Consider the following 15,420-nt stretch of genomic DNA (forward strand, 5'->3'; position numbering starts at 1 on the left):
AAAGAGGCTGAAGAATACCTTTTTTCGCGTTGCACGTCCATGTGAATGCGCCAAGGAATTTGATCGCGCTGTCAAATTGACACTTTATCCCCGCCCAGCAAAATCGAACGGAACCCACTCCCGACAGTGGCCCTGTTGTCTACGAAACTGTTTGCTGCAACATTAGGTTGAACGATCATTTCTGGGTTCAGCGCGCAGAATCAGGGCAGGGTCGGCTGAATACCTGCCTGGATCAAGGCAAATCACACGATTTCACCTGCATCATTCCCTCTGTTCTTTCGTTCCAAACCCTGAACTTTCCGACTATAATCAAGAGTTTTGCGAGGTATTGCGCTGCTTTATGTGAGAGCCACTGGCCCGATTTGCGCACCCGCCCACCGGTTTTAAAAATGCACTGAGGGAATAATGAGCGACGCACACAACGAACACGAATCTTTGATCAAGACGCCCAAGCAGCTCATCGCCGCGGTGGCCGCCGGTTTTTTGATTCCAATCATCTGCATCGTGCTGCTGGTTCAGTATGTGGCCAATGAAAGCAAATCGAGTGCAGGATCGGACAGCCAAACTCCGGAATCGATCGCGGCTCGCCTGAAACCGGTGGCCGATGTCGGCTTCACGCTCAAGGATGCGAATGCTCCCAAGGTGCTGCAGACAGGCGAAGCGGTTTACAAGGCAGTGTGCGCAGCCTGCCACACTTCCGGTGCAGCCGGCGCTCCGAAGCTTGGTGATGCAGCAGGCTGGGCATCACGCATCAGCCAGGGACAGGCAACGCTGGTGTCGAATGCCATCAAGGGCATTCGCGCGATGCCCGCCAAGGGCGGCAATCCCGATCTCGACGACGTCGAAGTCGAACGCGCAGTGGTATATCTGGCCAACCAATCGGGCGGCAAGCTGAAGGAGCCTGAAGTAAAGGCAGCTCCGGCAGCCGCCGCAGCACCTGCTGCCAATGAAGCTGGCGCACAAACCGCTTCCGCAACCCAGCCGGTGACATCCTCCCCATCCCAGCAGACTCAGGCAGTCGCCAGCGCGGCACAGCCGGCGGCTGGCAGCAGCGCCAAGGTCGATGGCAAGAAGGTGTATGACACTGCCTGCGTAGCCTGCCATGGCGCGGGCGTTGCCGGCGCACCGAAGGTCGGCGACAAGGAAGCCTGGGCGCCTCGCATCAAGCAGGGCTCCGCAACCTTGTATGAGCATGCCATCAAGGGCTTTCAGGGCAAGGCTGGCGTGATGCCTCCGAAAGGTGGTTCATCCGCGTCGGATGAGGAAGTCAAGGCTGCCGTGGATTACATGGCGGATGCCTCCAAATAAAACCGCCTCAACGACAGCGTACATAGCGCGCACAGCGCAATAAAAAAGCCGACCTTCGGGGCGGCTTTTTTATTTGCTGCCGCATCGTATCGGCAAATGGTTTTGACGGTTTTGACGGTTTTGACGACTTTGGCAGTTTTGACGGAAAAGCTTTCCCGATTCAGCGTGCCTGTACCGGCTGAGGCACTTGTTGAGCGGCTGCCTGCGGCTCGGCGACATAAATTTCGACACGGCGGTTGCGCGCACGATTGGCTTCCGAGTCATTGGACGCAATCGGTTCACGCGACCCGCGGCCGTCCACGCTGATGCGATTGGAAGCAACGCCGCGCCCTGTCAGATAATCGCGCGTATGCACGGCGCGGTTGACGGAAAGCGGATTGTTGATGGCATCGCCGCCGGTGCTGTCGGTATGTCCGATGATGGTGACTCGGCTATAGGGGTTTTCCACCAGGCCGGAGGCGAACTTGTCGAGTATGGGGCGGAAGTTGGGCTTGATGTCCGCGCGATTGGTATCGAACGAGATATCGGTCGGGATATCCAGCTTGAGACGGTTATCGGCGGTCTGCGTAACCTGAATGCCAGTGCCTTGCGTGGCCTGTTCCATCTGCCGCTTTTGCTGCTCCATCCGACTGGACCAGATGTTTCCGATAATTGCGCCGGCTGCGCCGCCGACCACCGCACCGGTCGCCGTCCTGCGGCCGCTGCCCGATCCGGTTGTACCGCCCAGCACCGCGCCGATGCCCGCACCCACGCCCGCACCGGTGGCGGTACCGCGCTGAACGTCATTCATGCTGGCACAGCCGCCAAGTCCGATTGCGGCGGCGAGCGTGGTGACGATAATTTGCTTGCGCATTTGCATATCCTCTTGGGTAAAAACACCTTTTGGACATCCGCGATGCAATGCGAGTTCGTCAAGTTACAAATGGTGATAATTACCTGGGGATACAGGTGGAAACAACGTGCGTGCCTGCTCTTATGCCAATCCGAAGTCTGCCGCGCGAGGTCGCGTCTTTCTCCAGTGGCCTGGATGGCGTCGCCATCCATTTTCCTGGCTCGCTATGGGCTCCCGAACTGCAACCGCCGCCTTGCCAGCCAAACAATCCATCGTTCTCCTTGGTGATGGAATGACTTGGAATGGGTTCTACCGCTCGATGGTGTTGCGCCGCGTCGCGGGCCCGGCATCACCCCGCCGTGCTGTTGCTGTTTTTTTAAAGCGCGTGAAAAGGTAACCGGCAGCGCCGGCGGCTGCGGCGGCTCCCAGCAGCGCCTTGGGAACATTTCGATTCTGCAGCAACCTCGTCAGCAAGGGCAATGCGATGGGAGCCAACGCCTGCATATCCGATGCGGACAGATTGTCGAGATGGCGGGCGGCGAATGCACCCGCACTTGCCTTGAGATGCTGCAGCGCGCTGCCGACGATGGCTTCGGGATGGGCGTTGGCGGACACGGCATTCTTCGCCAGAACCATGCCGGCACGATGCAGCGCTCCCTCGGCGATCAGTTGCTTCTTGCGTTCGGAACAAGTCATGCGGTGGTTTCCCCCTGGAGCTTATAGCAAGGCATCGCGGTCCTTGCGCAGTTCAGCCATGGTGGCCGACAGCGACAGTTTGTCACGACTCAGCAAGGAGCGCATGTAGAAGAACAAGGCAAGCGCGAGCAGGCTATACAGCGCAGCCATCAACAGCAGGATTGTCCATCCCATCGCATCCCAGGCCAGTGCCACGATCAGCGCAGTCCAGCAGCCCAGCGCGAACAGCATCACGATGAGGCCTGCCGCGCCGATGAGCATCATGCGCAGCAGCTTGTCGCGCACTTCCCCCACTTCCAGCGCGGCGAGTTCGAGCCGGTTATGCAATAGCGAGAAACCCGTTTTCGCAACGCCTGCAATGCCTGCCAGCAGACCGAATTCGGAATCAGGGATTTGCGCCTTGCCGGATTGTTGATCCATAGGTCTCTCTACCGGCGCGATAGCAGCAAGCCGATCAGCAGGCCCGCACCTGCGGCGACACCGACCGCCTGCCATGGGCGCTCGTGTACAAACTCATCGGTGGTCTGCGCGGCGACCTTGCCTTTTTCAAGAGCGATGACCTGCGCTTCCTGCGCCCGCTCCATCGCGGTATCAAGCAATGCCAATCCCCTGGCGCGCAATTCATCGGCTTTGTCGCCGGTATTCTGAGTCGCTTCGCGGAACAGGTCCTGCGCCTCTTTGATCAAGGTCCTCATGTCGTTTCGGACAGTCTTGATGTTGGAAGTCTGCATGGCGATTCTCCTTTGGCATTCATACGGTTTCGTGGCCGGCAGGGCAATCCATGGTTGCTGCCATGACCGGCTTCGTGGAATTTTACGCGTTCGGCAACAAAAAACAGAAGCGGCACTTTATACCAGGCCATACTGGCGGCGCAAAGAGCGGACGGTTTTGCCGGTCATGCTGTCGGCTGCCGTACAGGCAGCCGACAAGCCGGAAAGCGTGCGGAACATCCCGGCATCAGGAAACTGAACCGGTGCCCCGTTGGCGCAATTCGGCGATGCCTTCAATGCTTCCCAGGCGGATGACGACCGGATTGCCCGGAAGCGTGCGTTGCACCGGTCGCCAGGCAAACAGCCATTCCTGCTCCGCGGCGAGTTGGCGCGCCTTCGAGAATACGGCCCCCAGGGGGCTCGGCTTGCCGTAGGAAATGGCCGCATCAATGCCGGCCCAGCTCGGCAGCACGCGCTGCGCCGCGCGGTGCACTCGTTCGCCAAAAGTTTCGACGTCGTGAATGACGAGGCAGCAGTCCGCCTGCCCGAATGCGTCGAACAGGAAATCGTCCCACGCACTGGCCATGCTGAGCGTCAGAAAGCCTGCGGGCACGACTGCGGGCTTGGGTCCGAACGGTGTGATCTGGTCGGTACCGGGCGTGGCATACGCAGTCGATACCGGCGGACACAGGCGGAATTCGCCGTGTGCGAGGGAACGTTCAAGCCACTGTCGTTGCGAATAGCGGTATAGCTTGGAGGGGCGGGCATAGGAGCCGGCAAGGGAAAGAGACTGCAATGGATTCATGAATGCGATCGGGTAAGTCGTGCAGTCATTTAAACAGATTCATGCGTTGCTGACAAACAAAGCCATCACGTCGGCAAAGAACAACGGCCATAAATATTTCCGCAGAACATCGTTTATCATGCAAAACAAGCCGGTTGCCCCGTGTTTTGCAGGCCAGCCTTTAACGATTTAGGAGTTTTTGATGCGCTCAATCATTACTGCAACCGCAGCCATCGCATTGACGATGGTTTGCGTATCTGTCCAGGCGTCGGACATCAATGTCGGTGTCAGCGTCGGCGGGCAGATTAGTCCGGGCGTCTACGGCCGGGTCGATATCGGCAATACGCCACCGCCGGTGGTGTACCAGCAACCCGTCATCATTACGCGTCAGGCACGCCCGGTGACGCCGGTGTACATGCATGTGCCTCCCGGCCATGCCAAGAACTGGGGGAAGCACTGCCAGAAGTACAATGCCTGCGCGCAGCCTGTCTATTTCGTCAGGTCGGGCGAGTATGAGGGCAAAGGCAAGGGGCACGGCAATGGAAAGGGCCATGGCCACGGCAATGATGGCCGTCATGGACACGACGACCATCGTCAAGGGCATGACAAGAAGGAAAAAAAGCACAAGCACGACTAGCGGGATTCTAGCCAATACGCAGAAGGATGGGATTCGGGATGCAGGACAAAAAGGACCGAGGCGGCGCCCATCCGCATCGCACCTGTTTCTGACCTGTGGCTACGCACGGAGCGCATTGCCGCATGGCGAAATCAAAGCGGCGCTTCACGAAGCTCGCAATAAAAAGCGGCCTTATGGCCGCTTTTGCATTGTAAAGCGCATGCAGAATCTTTTTCTTACTTGCTGCTGGTAGGCGATGTGCCTTGACCGGACGAAGACTCCGATCCGGAACCGGCTGTGGCACCGGAGGATTCGGATTTCTTGGCCTTCGCCTTTTTGCTGTCTTTTTTCTTGGCCTTGGTTTCGCTGCCGGAAGCACCCGAGCTTGCTGCCGCGCCGCGGTCGCTGCTGGTGCTGGAGGCGGTGCCGGAACTGCCGGTGCCGGTTGTGCCGGTCGCTGCACTCGGGCTCGATGTGGCGGAGCTTGCGCCGGTGCCGCTCGTGCCGGACGACGAAGTGCTGCCGGCGCCGCTGGTGCCCGAGGCGCTCGATGGGCTGGATGGGCTCGGCGGAATCGAGGTCGATGTGCCGCTGCCGCCTGCCATGCCGGCGTCGCTGCCGGTGCCAGCGCCGGACGCGCCCGTGGCATTCTGCGAACGGACCGTGGATGACGGCGACGTGGAGCTGCCGCCGGCACCGGTCGACTGCGCCAAAGCCAGGGATGACACTGATGCGATCACGACAAACGACAGTGTCCGAAGTTGGGTTGTTAGGGTCATAGCTACCTCCTTCAGTTAAAAGAAAAGCATCACCGATGCAGCAGCTTGGATGCAGCCCTTATTCCCTTGTTCAGGAAAATCGGCTGTGCAATGCCGCAAAAGGGCTGATTATTTTTTTAAACGATTGAATCTAAAGGAGTTTTAGCAATGTAATAATCTGTAACGGCAACCTTCTCCCAGCGTCAGCGGAAAGGCTCCTGCGGGAACAACCAGAAATCCATCATTGATCCATCTGAGGCAAGGCGAGTGTGCGCAACTGAAAGCGCCCGTCATTATTGAATAACCAGGTTTCCGAAAGTTCCACCTTACCCTGCCGCAGCAGATGCGAGGCCGGCTTGGGAAAAGGCGCTGCATTGCGCAGCGAAGCCATTGCAGTGGCCTCCGCATCCCGGTCCCGGTTGGAACGCATGATTTCGCTGCGTAACAGCCGGCCGCCGGCATCAACCGAATACCTCACGACGACGACCGAACGCAGCAACGCTTGCGGACGCGTGGTGTAGACCTTGATGGAATTGACCTCCGTGATGCGCTGCGCCAGATCGCGCTTGTAGCCCTCGACCGTGTTCTCCGTCGATGTTGCATCCGGATAGGTTTCCACTCTCTCGATGCGCGGCATGCCGCCTGCAGAACGTTCCCGCGGAGCATCCGCCGGGCGGGTGCTGCATCCTGCAAGAACAAGAATGGCAAGCATGGGTAGGAAACTGGTATTCATGGCGGCTGGCGAAAATCGAAAGTAAGGAAAGTCAGGGAACAAGAGCCGGTCATTCAGGATCATTCAGGCATCGTCGCTTGCGGCATCCGCATCGTATTGATCCATGGCGAAGATGCGAATGCGCGTACGTTGAAAGTAATCCAGCGCGGAATTCGGCCAACAGCAATCTTACCGGCGGTTACATGTTTGCCGCCAGCATGTTCGCAGCCAGCATTCCTGCACCGTGCCTGTTTCCACCTGCCTCACCGTGAGGAGAAAGTAATGTTTGGTCAGTTCGGCTTTCAGTCTTCGGGCGTGCGCGCCCATGCGCAGCGCGGCCACCGTGACGGCAATGGTTTTTTTGCGGTTGAGGCTAGCGGCTTTGCGCGGGCAGGCCTGCCCCGGGCCTGGGCCGTGTTGAGCGATTACGATCGTCTTGCCGAGTTCGTGCCTGATCTGGTGTCGTCGCGGGTGGTATCGCGGACCGGGGCGGCAGCCATCGTCGACCAGGTCAGCCGCATCGGCATCATGCTGATGACCTATGTGGTCCGCATGCAGATCCGCATCGAGGAACATCCGATGTCGGCGCTCGACGTGTCGCTCATTTCCGGCGACATGCGCCATTATGAAGTTCACTGGACGCTGGAACCTGCCCGCCAGGGCGGAATTGACGGCACGCTGCTGCGCTTGTCCGGCGAACTGGAGCCGCAATTCTTCATTCCCCCCATGGTTGGCCAGCCGGTGGTGCAGGCCAATGTCAGGCAGCTGATGGAAGCAGTGGTCTCGGCCATCGAAAAACGCACCGCACATTGAGACATCTGCGGATTTCCGCGAAGCCGGTTCTTCAGGCGAACCGGCGCATACGCCGGAATTGCTCGGTGGCGGCAATCAGCGCGCGTGCGATCCCGGGCTCGTAGCCGGAGTGGCCGGCATCATCAATCATGTGCAGCTTCGCCCCGGGCCAGGACTGATGCAGCCGATAGGCGCTGGCGGGCGGGCAGACGACGTCATAGCGTCCTTGAACGATTACCGCGGGCAGATGCGCGATGCGGCCGATGTCTCGTATCAGCTGGTCATCGGTGAAGAACCCTTCATGCAGGAAGTAATGCGCTTCCAGGCGCCCTATTCCAAGACTCACCTGGTCGGTGCTGAAGTCGTCGATCGCCTGCAGGTCCGGTTTCAGGAACAGGCATCGCCCTTCATAGCGGCTCCAGCTGCGAGCGGCCGGCATGTATATCGCGGCATCGTCGGAGAACAGTCTCTTGCGGTATGCCTGCAGCAGTTCGCCGCGTTCCTGTTCGGGCACATGGGATGCGAATTCGGCATGCACTTCCGGGAAGAACCAGGCGATCCCGTTCATGAACCAGTCAATCTCGGCCGGCGTGCATAGAAAGATGCCGCGCAGGATGAAGCCAAGACAATGCTGCGGATGCGCTTCTCCGTAGGCCAGCGCCAGCGTTGACCCCCATGAGCCGCCGAAGACCAGCCACTGTTCAATGCCGAGCATGGCGCGCAGGCGCTCGATGTCTTCGATCAGCAGCTGCGTGGTGTTGTTGCGGTATTCGCCCAGCGGCGTGGACTTGCCGGCGCCGCGCTGGTCGAACAGCACGATCCGGTAATGCGCGGGATCGAAGAAGCCACGATGCCGCGGCGATGTGCCGCCGCCGGGACCGCCATGCAGGAACAGGACCGGCAAGCCATCCGGATTGCCGGATTCTTCCCAATACAGCGTATGGATGTCGTCCACCTGCAGCATGCCGTGCCGGTAAGGTTCGATCGGTGGGAAAAAAGGTGCGGTGTCGCTCATCTGATCCTCCGGAATGCGAAGGAGACCATTGTAAGGCGCGGCGAAGGAAACGTCCGCGCTTCCCCGGAAAAGCCCTAACCCGGAGAACGCCTTCGATTCGTCGTTTCACGCCCTGTTTTCCGCAGTTCGTCGCAAGCCGCTTCCAACGCGGCATGGCCATGCCCAGAATCGCCATATCAATCATCGGCCGGGGAGACATCCATGCTGCAGCAAATGTTGATCAACACGCCTGTCTGGGTCTGGGCATTGCTTGCCTTCCTGATCGTTCGCGGAGTGATGTCCGGCATCGGCCGCGAGACCGGCATCAGAAAGCTGTTCATCATGCCGCTGGCCATGCTGGCCTTGTCGATCCACGGCATGGCGGCAAGCTTTGGAGCCGATCCATTCGCGGCCCCGGCATGGCTGGCGGCAACCGTTGCCGGCACGGCACTGGCATGGGCACTGTTCAGTCTCGACAGCGTCAGCGTTTATCCGGAACGGGGCACCGTCTTTCAGCAAGGCAGCTGGATGCCGCTGATGCTGATGCTCGCCATCTTCTTCGTCAAGTATGCGGTGAACGTGATTCTGCATGTTGCGCCGCAGGCAAGGCAGGATGGCGGGTTTGTCATCGCCGTCTGCGTGCTGTATGGCCTGTTCAACGGCATCTTCATCGGGCGCCTGCTGCGCATTCTTGCAATTTATCGTTCGGGAGTAGCCAGGAAATATAAATTGCTGTAGACTTGCGGTCCTTCAGATGTGGTGACGCACACATCGCATGAACGGCAACGCCGGGCATGGAGTTTTTAGGAGTGGTAGTTCAGTTGGTTAGAATACCGGCCTGTCACGCCGGGGGTCGCGGGTTCGAGCCCCGTCCACTCCGCCAAGATACAAAAAAGACGAACTTCGGTTCGTCTTTTTTTACGCCTGCACTCTTCATTTCTGCACTCGCCAGCCGGCTGGCTTTGTTCCATCGCGCGACAAGAAACGCGCAAGGCGGTCTTCCACCCTGCGCGCATATCTTGATCAGGCTGCTTTCTTCTGCTGTTCTTCGCCGCCGAGTGCGGCGACCAGATCGGCGATCAGCTTCGCCAGTTCGCCGGTCATCAATGCGAAATCGGTGTCGAAACGCTCATCATCATTCTGGGTCGAGGTCTCGTTTTCCTTGAGGACGTCGAGCGGCGCGACGCGCTTGATGGCGAGGGTTTCCGTCAGCACGAAAGAGACGCGGTCGCTCCATGTCATCGCCAGCCGGGTGCACTGCTTGCCCGCCGCGATATGGCGGCGCACGTCGTCGGCTTCCAGCGTATGCCGCACATAGCGCACGGTAGCCTTGCCTTCGTTGGTGGCACGCAGTTCGGTATCCTGGTCGACGGTGAACCCGCTCGGCGCTTCATCCGCGGCCAGCCAGTCGGTCATCGCCGACAAGGGCGACTGTTCGGTGCGCAGCGAAGCGAACGGCAACGTTTCTAGCGACTTGAGCAGCAGCTTGAATACTTCATCGGCCTTGGCCGGGCTGGCGGCATCGACAACCAGCCAGCCGTTGACCGGATCGATCCAGACACGGGTGCTGCGCTGGATGCTGAAGGCGCGCGGCAGCAGTTCATCGGTAACCTGCTCCTTCAATTCCTTCATCTGCTTGCGTCCGGGCTTGAAGCCCTGCTGCTCTTCCAGCTCGGCGGCACGCGCCTTGGTGACCTGGTTGACCACGGTCGAGGGCAGTAATTTCTTTTCGGTGTCGAGCTGCAGCAGCAGCTGGCGGTTGACGGTATGAACCAGCACGCCATTGCCGCGCGGGGACTGCCAGCCCTGACTTTGCAATTCACTGCTTGAGCAAGGCGCGAATTCCTGCTTGACCAGCGCGGCTTCCAGTTGCTCGGATGTCATGGTCCACGGAGCAGTGAGACGATAAATTTGCAGATTCTTGAACCACATGCTGGTACCCAAAAAGGCGCCATTCTACACGCGGGGTCAGGTGGAGTCAGTTGCGATTTGCAACAAGCGGATCGCTTTGCAACAGCGTTGTTTCCATGCCGGACAAGCCGGATTTTTTATGCATTATCGTCGTTGAGCCAGACGTCGGCCGCGCCAGGCGCATGAGATGAAGTGCACTGCCGGCGCCTTCAGCAGTGTGTGAGGTGTTGAGGTGTTGAACGACGGTCGAACGAGCCATGATGAAGAGCGCCGCCGGCAAGCGGCGGCGCAGGGCATCGGTGAGTTGCGCAGTTGCCCGTGGGAGGACCACTGCAGCGTTAGCGACCCGATGTGGTATTCAGGCCATCAACGTTACGCTGCATCGGACCGCTGGCTTGCGGGTTCTTGATCAAAGCGTTGGCTTCTTTCTTGTCTTGCTTGTACTGCTGCTTCGCGTCCTTCTTGCTTTGCTTGTATTCCTGCTTGGCTTCCTTGCGGGCCTCGCGGCGCTGCACATAAGGATCGTTCGAAGCGCTCGCGGCGGGATTGCTGCTCACCGCTCCGGTCGGAGCGGCGCTCGATGCAGTACCCGATGTGGTGGTTGCCGAGGAGCCTGTGCTGCCCGAGGCCGAGGTGCCGGATGCGCCGCCAAGGGTGCTTGAACCGCTGGAAGACGCGCCGCTTTTTGGCGGGATTGCGGTCGATGTGCCGGTATTGCCAGCCATGCCCGCATCGCTGCCGGTGCCGGCACCGCTTGCGCCGGTTGCATTCTGTGCCGGCACGGAGCCGGCGGCTGCGGCGGCGCTGGTATCGGTGCTTGTGGTGGTCTGCGCATAGGCAAGATTTGTCAGTGCAACGATTGCGGACCCGAACAGGATCTTGTGCAGTTTAGCCATGATGAACTCCTGGAAATTGATAAAGAGATGGACGCGCTCGTCGCGAACGGTGACGAAGCCGTTGTCGCCATGCTGACGATTGCGCACGTTATCCAAGTGACAAAAAGGGCAAAACGAAAGTTCCGGCCATGGGGCGGGAATGCGACATTGATCTTGTAACTGTTGTTTGCACAACGCATCCGATGCGGCGGCATTCCTGCATGCATGAACAGGCGACGCATAGCCGCCGCCGGTCAAATTTACAGAGGCGCTGCCAGAACTGCACGCGCCGGCATTCAATCATGTCGACGCTGCGCAGCGAAACGCGCGCCGTCATGCCGCGCCGTTCGGCGCCAAAGCCACGAGACACCGTACTGATCAGCGCCGTCCGCACTGCGGCATGGATATTGCAACCCCTTGCCGCTCGAAGAACCCGAAACCTTCGGGACCGAGGCATGCGTCCCGCGACCTGCGTAGGAAATGTCATCGCGCGTCCGTGCGAATCGATAAAGACGCGTGAATGCAAATACGGTCACACCGATCAACGATGGAAGGAGAGTACATCATGGCAACCAGTACACTGGACCCCGACAACATCCCCGAACCGGACCGTCAGCTTGCCAAAGGGCATGACACCGATTCGCTTGGCCCCAGCGATCTTTCCGACACGGGCAGCGATGTCCAGGGTGGCCTGCGCTGGGCAGGTGAAATGGACATCGGCCTGGACAAGGGCACCAACGAAGATCCCGACACCGGCCGCAACGACATGACAGCCGGCCCGGATCTCGGCGATACCGGCCTCGACAGCGATACCGATTCCTCCGGCACCGGCGAGCGCGCCGCGGCAGGCCGCGATTCCGATATCGAAGCGGGAGCGGATATCGATGTCGACAGGATCGACTATGTCAATCCGGGCGATGACGCGGATCTCGATCAGGATGACCTGTTTGCTCCTCCGCCGGGTTCGCCCGACCGTCCGCAACCCGGCCGGCGCTGATCACGATGAAGTCAGTCGATTGCCTGATCATCGGCGGCGGCGCGGCCGGACTGACCGCGGCAGTCTATCTGGCCCGCTTCCGCCGCCGCGTCGAAGTGGTGGACGGCGGCACCAGCCGCCTGCTCCAGATTCCGACGTCTCACAATTATCCCGGCTACCGCAGCGGCATTCATGGCAACGACATTCTGTCGCGCCTGCATGCGCAGGTGGAGGAGTACGATGTGCCGGTAGTGCGGACCGTCATCGACACGCTGCGGCGCGAAGAGGACGGCAGCTTTACCGCGACCGCCGGCGACCTGCGCTGGCAGGCACGCAGCGTGATTCTCGCCACTGGCGTGGTGGATGTCGAACCGGCCTTTGCCGAGGTCAAGCAGGCCGTCGCGAAGGGATGCCTGCGCTACTGTCCGGTCTGCGACGGCTTCGAGGCAAGCGGCAGGAGTGTCGGCGTCATCGGCCATGGCAAGGGCGGACTGGGCGAGGCCGCATTCGTCAGTCATTTTGCTTCGAGCGTAAGCTTGTTCACGCTGGAAGAAGCCATCGATCCTGATCCGGACGAGCAGGCGCGGCTGGAGCGTGCGCGGGTGCAGGTCGTGCATGAACCGGTGGCCGGCCTGTCCCTGGCGGAGGCCGGCGGCATGCGCATCGAACTGCGCGACGGCACGCGGCACTGCGTCGATATCGTGTATGCCGCGCTGGGCACTACGGTCAACTCGGGATTGGCGCAATTGCTCGGCGCCCGCCAGACCGCCAAGGGCGAATTGCTGGTCGACGAGCATCAGCAGACCTCGGTCGATGGCTTGTATGCCGCCGGAGACATCGTTGCCGGCCTTAACCAGATCACGGTGGCGCAGGGCCAGGCGGCGATTGCGGCGACAGCCATTCACAACCGCCTCAATGCATGGCATGACTGAGCGCCTGCCGGGCATCCGGATGTTGGAATGCCGGGAAGGTTCACGGCGCGTAAAACACGCGGTGAACAATGAAGAGACGATTACAGATCGCCTTCGGACACCAGCAGATCGGTAACGAGGACTTCCCTCAGCTTGTCGGTGCGCAGAGATGCATTGCCGGCCTCGCGAAAGGCCTGCTGCAGTTCGGCGATGCCGGCCGGCGTGCGCACCCGCGCCGGATCGGCCTGCATGAGGGTACTCGCCATGATCTGCTCCAGCGCCCGCTGGTTGCCGGCAGCCCAGTCGGCGTCGTTGCCGGTGGTCCGGATCGCCAGGCCGGCACGGATCGAATGCCCGTCCCTGCTGATGGCAACCGACGGCAGCGTCAGATAGCGCGTCTCGGCATTGCGTTTCTGCGCATACTGCCAATAGAACCAGACTGCCGCAAAGCCTGCGGCGAGCACGATGAAGGTGGCGGCAATGGTCACGGGCAGAAGGCGATCGCGCGCGCCGGATTTGGGAACAGGTTTGGGCATGGGGCTGGAAGAACGGACTGCTAGGAAATCCTAGGAACGGCTATGTACGGCCAGGATGGCTTGCGGGCTGCAGAAGCGTCCTCATTCTACCTTCCGCCGGTGCAAGTCCCGCAACCGCAAGCATGCCGTGCATTGCGCTGTGCGCCGGCAACAACACTCGCCTTGGCGCAATGATGGTGCCGGTTCAATGCATGTTTTGCATTTTTTCGCATTGCACGAGAATCCACGGCTTCACCACCACTGCCCACAGGCTGAGGTCGGCTTGCAGCCAGGCCTGGGCCTGGGCGTCGTTGGCCTTGGCGATCAGGCCGTCGTTCATCCATTGCGCCACCGTGTTCTTGTCGTCCTGCGCGATGCGCACGGCGACATCGACCAGGTCGAGCGTGTCGCTGACCACGACGACGACGCCGCCGGCATAGAAGCGCTGCAGTTCGGTCCATGGCAGGCGCGAGGTTTCGCCATTGATCTTGGCGCGGAGCAGTTCGGTATGTTTGTCGCTCATGTCAGTAATGGGGAGGTTTCTCGTTGATCGGAGCGGCATGCGCGCCATCCTTGGCGGCATCGCGCATTTCCCTGATGTGGCGGGCCAGTGCCGTGCACAGGACTTCGAGTTCATCGATCTTCTTTTGTTGCTCGTAGATCGTGCGGTTCAGGGTATCGACCAGGTCTTCCTGCCGCGCAATCTTGATCTCGATATCCACCAGGCGCTCTTCGGTTGTCATTCCGGCCTTTCAAAAAGCCTCAATTGTAGATGAGGGCGGTTTCACACTTCGTTCGGGAGATGCGAACCCTCCGGGAAGGTACCGTAGGCGTCACACTTCCGAATGAAGTGTGAACAGGCCCTAGCGCGCCACCCAGCCGCCGCAGACCGGAAACACCTGGCCGACGAAACAGTTCGCGGCATCGCTGCAAAGGTAAGCCGCAAACATCGCATCCTCGTGCTGGCTGACCAGCCGGCCGAGCGGCACTTCCCGCTTCAGCCTTTCCTGGAATGCGGGATTGGCCTGCACTTCGGGCGGAAAGTAGGTGGGATTTTCAACAAAGTTCTGGGCGATGGCATTGACCTGCACATTGTGCGGCGCGGCTTCCACCCCCACCGCCTGGATGTAGGCAAGCTGGGCGCCGCGCGCTGCGCTGTAGGTTGAGGTGCGCTTCATGCCGCGCAAGGCGGAAGCACTGCCGATCAGCAAGATCTTTCCGGATCTGCGCTCGGTCATCTGCGGCAGCACCGCGCGCACCAGGCGCGGCAGCGGATCGACCATCTGCGCGAAAGCATGCCGCCACTCCTCGTCGCCGACCTGCGCGGCCGGCGTCGCCGGGGCGGGAATGGCGAGATTGATGATCAGTGCATCGACATGTCCGGCGGCCTGCATCATCGTCGCCACCGCCGCGTCGTCCTGCAGGAGGCTGGTGTCGGCAATGATGTCAGCGCCCAGCCCGGCCAGCACTTCACTCAAGGCTGGTCCCATGAACGTGTCGGCCTGGGTAACGAGAATGCGTTTGCCGTTCAGATTGAATGCCGTCATGACTGTCTCCGTATTTTGTCGATTGGTATTGCCCGTGCAGCCATTTTACGGTCTGGCGCAAGGAGTTGCCGAACCCGGGCCGAACTGGATTGGCGGCGGCCGCCAGATGGTATCGCCGCATGGTATCGGCGGCTGGTGTTTCCGAGCTCGCACCACCGCGCGTCATGCACGCCTGAAGTCGCCGGCTTCGATGCACTTCCTTACTGAGCACTCGTCACGGTGCTTGTTGCAGCATGGAATGCCATGAACAGCAAGCTCAGCAGGGGCAGGAGCAACCGCCGCAGCGCGCGAAACCTGCGGCGCCTGCATGCTGTCTGTACTGATTGAATGCAAGCTGCGGTCTGCATCAAGATTTTCCGAACCGGCATCGTTCATGTTTGAAGTTGCACGCCGCGCGGAGATGCCATCCGCATGCGGAGCGCATTGCTGCGGCTCAAGCATCGGCTGCAGTATCATCCGTCAAGAATGAATCCAGGCGCCTGC

The 15,420-nt window shown here is 60.3% G+C and carries 23 protein-coding genes and 1 tRNA gene; 9 read left to right on the forward strand and 15 right to left on the reverse strand.

Annotated features, from left to right (window positions below):
- Positions 1 to 405 precede the first annotated feature (405 nt).
- Positions 406 to 1,308: a c-type cytochrome gene (locus FH061_RS01435; RefSeq protein WP_151632231.1), complete on the forward strand. Its 903-nt coding sequence runs from the start codon at positions 406 to 408 to the stop codon at positions 1,306 to 1,308.
- Positions 1,309 to 1,468: 160 nt separating this feature from the next.
- Here the strand turns inward: FH061_RS01435 and FH061_RS01440 are convergent, their stop codons facing one another.
- The 4 genes from FH061_RS01440 to FH061_RS01455 all read right to left on the reverse strand — a co-directional run bounded on the left by FH061_RS01440 (position 1,469) and on the right by FH061_RS01455 (position 3,567).
- On the reverse strand, positions 1,469 to 2,161 hold the full coding sequence (locus tag FH061_RS01440; RefSeq protein WP_404822398.1) for an OmpA family protein: 693 nt from the start codon (positions 2,159 to 2,161) through the stop codon (positions 1,469 to 1,471).
- Positions 2,162 to 2,449: 288 nt separating this feature from the next.
- Positions 2,450 to 2,836: a hypothetical protein gene (locus FH061_RS01445; protein WP_151632235.1), complete on the reverse strand. Its 387-nt coding sequence runs from the start codon at positions 2,834 to 2,836 to the stop codon at positions 2,450 to 2,452.
- Between the two features lie 21 nt (positions 2,837 to 2,857).
- Positions 2,858 to 3,256 (reverse strand): phage holin family protein, encoded by a 399-nt coding sequence (locus FH061_RS01450; protein ID WP_151632237.1) that lies wholly within the window; start codon positions 3,254 to 3,256, stop codon positions 2,858 to 2,860.
- Positions 3,257 to 3,264: 8 nt separating this feature from the next.
- A complete protein-coding gene (locus tag FH061_RS01455; RefSeq protein WP_151632239.1) occupies positions 3,265 to 3,567 on the reverse strand; it encodes a DUF883 family protein in 303 nt (100 codons plus the stop codon).
- Here FH061_RS01455 and FH061_RS01460 point away from each other — a divergent pair.
- Positions 3,566 to 3,805: a hypothetical protein gene (locus tag FH061_RS01460; RefSeq protein WP_151632241.1), complete on the forward strand. Its 240-nt coding sequence runs from the start codon at positions 3,566 to 3,568 to the stop codon at positions 3,803 to 3,805. The genes FH061_RS01455 and FH061_RS01460 overlap by 2 nt on opposite strands.
- Here FH061_RS01460 and FH061_RS01465 read toward each other — a convergent pair.
- Positions 3,794 to 4,351: a hypothetical protein gene (locus FH061_RS01465; protein ID WP_151632243.1), complete on the reverse strand. Its 558-nt coding sequence runs from the start codon at positions 4,349 to 4,351 to the stop codon at positions 3,794 to 3,796. The genes FH061_RS01460 and FH061_RS01465 overlap by 12 nt on opposite strands.
- A gap of 181 nt (positions 4,352 to 4,532) precedes the next feature.
- Here FH061_RS01465 and FH061_RS01470 point away from each other — a divergent pair, with 181 nt between their 5' ends.
- Both FH061_RS01470 and FH061_RS01475 read left to right on the forward strand, forming a co-directional pair.
- Positions 4,533 to 4,967 (forward strand): hypothetical protein, encoded by a 435-nt coding sequence (locus FH061_RS01470; RefSeq protein WP_225984436.1) that lies wholly within the window; start codon positions 4,533 to 4,535, stop codon positions 4,965 to 4,967.
- A 300-nt stretch (positions 4,968 to 5,267) separates the two neighbouring features.
- The gene (locus FH061_RS01475) at positions 5,268 to 5,744 is read left to right on the forward strand and encodes a hypothetical protein (protein ID WP_151632245.1); all 477 of its coding nucleotides are present in this window, start codon (positions 5,268 to 5,270) and stop codon (positions 5,742 to 5,744) included.
- Positions 5,745 to 5,945: 201 nt separating this feature from the next.
- Here the strand turns inward: FH061_RS01475 and FH061_RS01480 are convergent, their stop codons facing one another.
- The gene (locus tag FH061_RS01480; RefSeq protein ID WP_404822399.1) at positions 5,946 to 6,437 is read right to left on the reverse strand and encodes a TonB family protein; all 492 of its coding nucleotides are present in this window, start codon (positions 6,435 to 6,437) and stop codon (positions 5,946 to 5,948) included.
- 261 nt (positions 6,438 to 6,698) lie between these two features.
- On the opposite strand from FH061_RS01480, the gene FH061_RS01485 reads away from it, so the two are divergent.
- Entirely contained in the window at positions 6,699 to 7,229 is a 531-nt protein-coding gene (locus FH061_RS01485) for an SRPBCC family protein (RefSeq protein ID WP_151632247.1), read from the forward strand.
- A gap of 31 nt (positions 7,230 to 7,260) precedes the next feature.
- Here FH061_RS01485 and pip read toward each other — a convergent pair whose 3' ends face one another.
- Positions 7,261 to 8,223: a prolyl aminopeptidase gene (gene pip / locus FH061_RS01490; protein ID WP_151632249.1), complete on the reverse strand. Its 963-nt coding sequence runs from the start codon at positions 8,221 to 8,223 to the stop codon at positions 7,261 to 7,263.
- A 201-nt stretch (positions 8,224 to 8,424) separates the two neighbouring features.
- Here pip and FH061_RS01495 point away from each other — a divergent pair, with 201 nt between their 5' ends.
- Both FH061_RS01495 and FH061_RS01500 read left to right on the forward strand, forming a co-directional pair.
- On the forward strand, positions 8,425 to 8,940 hold the full coding sequence (locus FH061_RS01495; protein WP_151632251.1) for a DUF6622 family protein: 516 nt from the start codon (positions 8,425 to 8,427) through the stop codon (positions 8,938 to 8,940).
- A gap of 68 nt (positions 8,941 to 9,008) precedes the next feature.
- Positions 9,009 to 9,085 (forward strand) — tRNA-Asp (locus FH061_RS01500).
- A gap of 140 nt (positions 9,086 to 9,225) precedes the next feature.
- Here FH061_RS01500 and FH061_RS01505 read toward each other — a convergent pair.
- From FH061_RS01505 to FH061_RS01515, 3 genes are all read right to left on the reverse strand, one after another.
- On the reverse strand, positions 9,226 to 10,134 hold the full coding sequence (locus tag FH061_RS01505; RefSeq protein ID WP_151632253.1) for a recombination-associated protein RdgC: 909 nt from the start codon (positions 10,132 to 10,134) through the stop codon (positions 9,226 to 9,228).
- Positions 10,135 to 10,180: 46 nt separating this feature from the next.
- Positions 10,181 to 10,372 (reverse strand): hypothetical protein, encoded by a 192-nt coding sequence (locus tag FH061_RS01510; RefSeq protein ID WP_151632255.1) that lies wholly within the window; start codon positions 10,370 to 10,372, stop codon positions 10,181 to 10,183.
- 79 nt (positions 10,373 to 10,451) lie between these two features.
- Positions 10,452 to 11,096, reverse strand: coding sequence for a hypothetical protein (locus tag FH061_RS01515; RefSeq protein WP_151632257.1), 645 nt, complete (start codon positions 11,094 to 11,096; stop codon positions 10,452 to 10,454).
- A gap of 457 nt (positions 11,097 to 11,553) precedes the next feature.
- Between FH061_RS01515 and FH061_RS01520 the strand changes: the two genes are divergently transcribed.
- On the forward strand, positions 11,554 to 11,985 hold the full coding sequence (locus tag FH061_RS01520) for a hypothetical protein (RefSeq protein ID WP_151632259.1): 432 nt from the start codon (positions 11,554 to 11,556) through the stop codon (positions 11,983 to 11,985).
- 5 nt (positions 11,986 to 11,990) lie between these two features.
- A complete protein-coding gene (locus FH061_RS01525; protein ID WP_151632261.1) occupies positions 11,991 to 12,896 on the forward strand; it encodes an NAD(P)/FAD-dependent oxidoreductase in 906 nt (301 codons plus the stop codon).
- An 80-nt stretch (positions 12,897 to 12,976) separates the two neighbouring features.
- Here FH061_RS01525 and FH061_RS01530 read toward each other — a convergent pair whose 3' ends face one another.
- The 5 genes from FH061_RS01530 to FH061_RS30245 form a co-directional block, all read right to left on the reverse strand.
- A complete protein-coding gene (locus tag FH061_RS01530) occupies positions 12,977 to 13,411 on the reverse strand; it encodes a hypothetical protein (protein ID WP_151632263.1) in 435 nt (144 codons plus the stop codon).
- Between the two features lie 184 nt (positions 13,412 to 13,595).
- Complete coding sequence (locus FH061_RS01535) at positions 13,596 to 13,913, reverse strand: DUF2288 domain-containing protein (protein WP_151632265.1); 318 nt, start codon at positions 13,911 to 13,913, stop codon at positions 13,596 to 13,598.
- A 1-nt stretch (position 13,914) separates the two neighbouring features.
- Complete coding sequence (locus FH061_RS01540) at positions 13,915 to 14,133, reverse strand: SlyX family protein (protein ID WP_151632267.1); 219 nt, start codon at positions 14,131 to 14,133, stop codon at positions 13,915 to 13,917.
- A 120-nt stretch (positions 14,134 to 14,253) separates the two neighbouring features.
- Complete coding sequence (locus tag FH061_RS01545) at positions 14,254 to 14,937, reverse strand: SDR family oxidoreductase (protein ID WP_151632269.1); 684 nt, start codon at positions 14,935 to 14,937, stop codon at positions 14,254 to 14,256.
- A gap of 162 nt (positions 14,938 to 15,099) precedes the next feature.
- Entirely contained in the window at positions 15,100 to 15,312 is a 213-nt protein-coding gene (locus tag FH061_RS30245; RefSeq protein ID WP_192804852.1) for a hypothetical protein, read from the reverse strand.
- Positions 15,313 to 15,420: the final 108 nt, after the last annotated feature.

The sequence above is a fragment of the Noviherbaspirillum aerium genome, from assembly GCF_008929045.1.
Taxonomy (GTDB): domain Bacteria; phylum Pseudomonadota; class Gammaproteobacteria; order Burkholderiales; family Burkholderiaceae_D; genus Noviherbaspirillum; species Noviherbaspirillum aerium.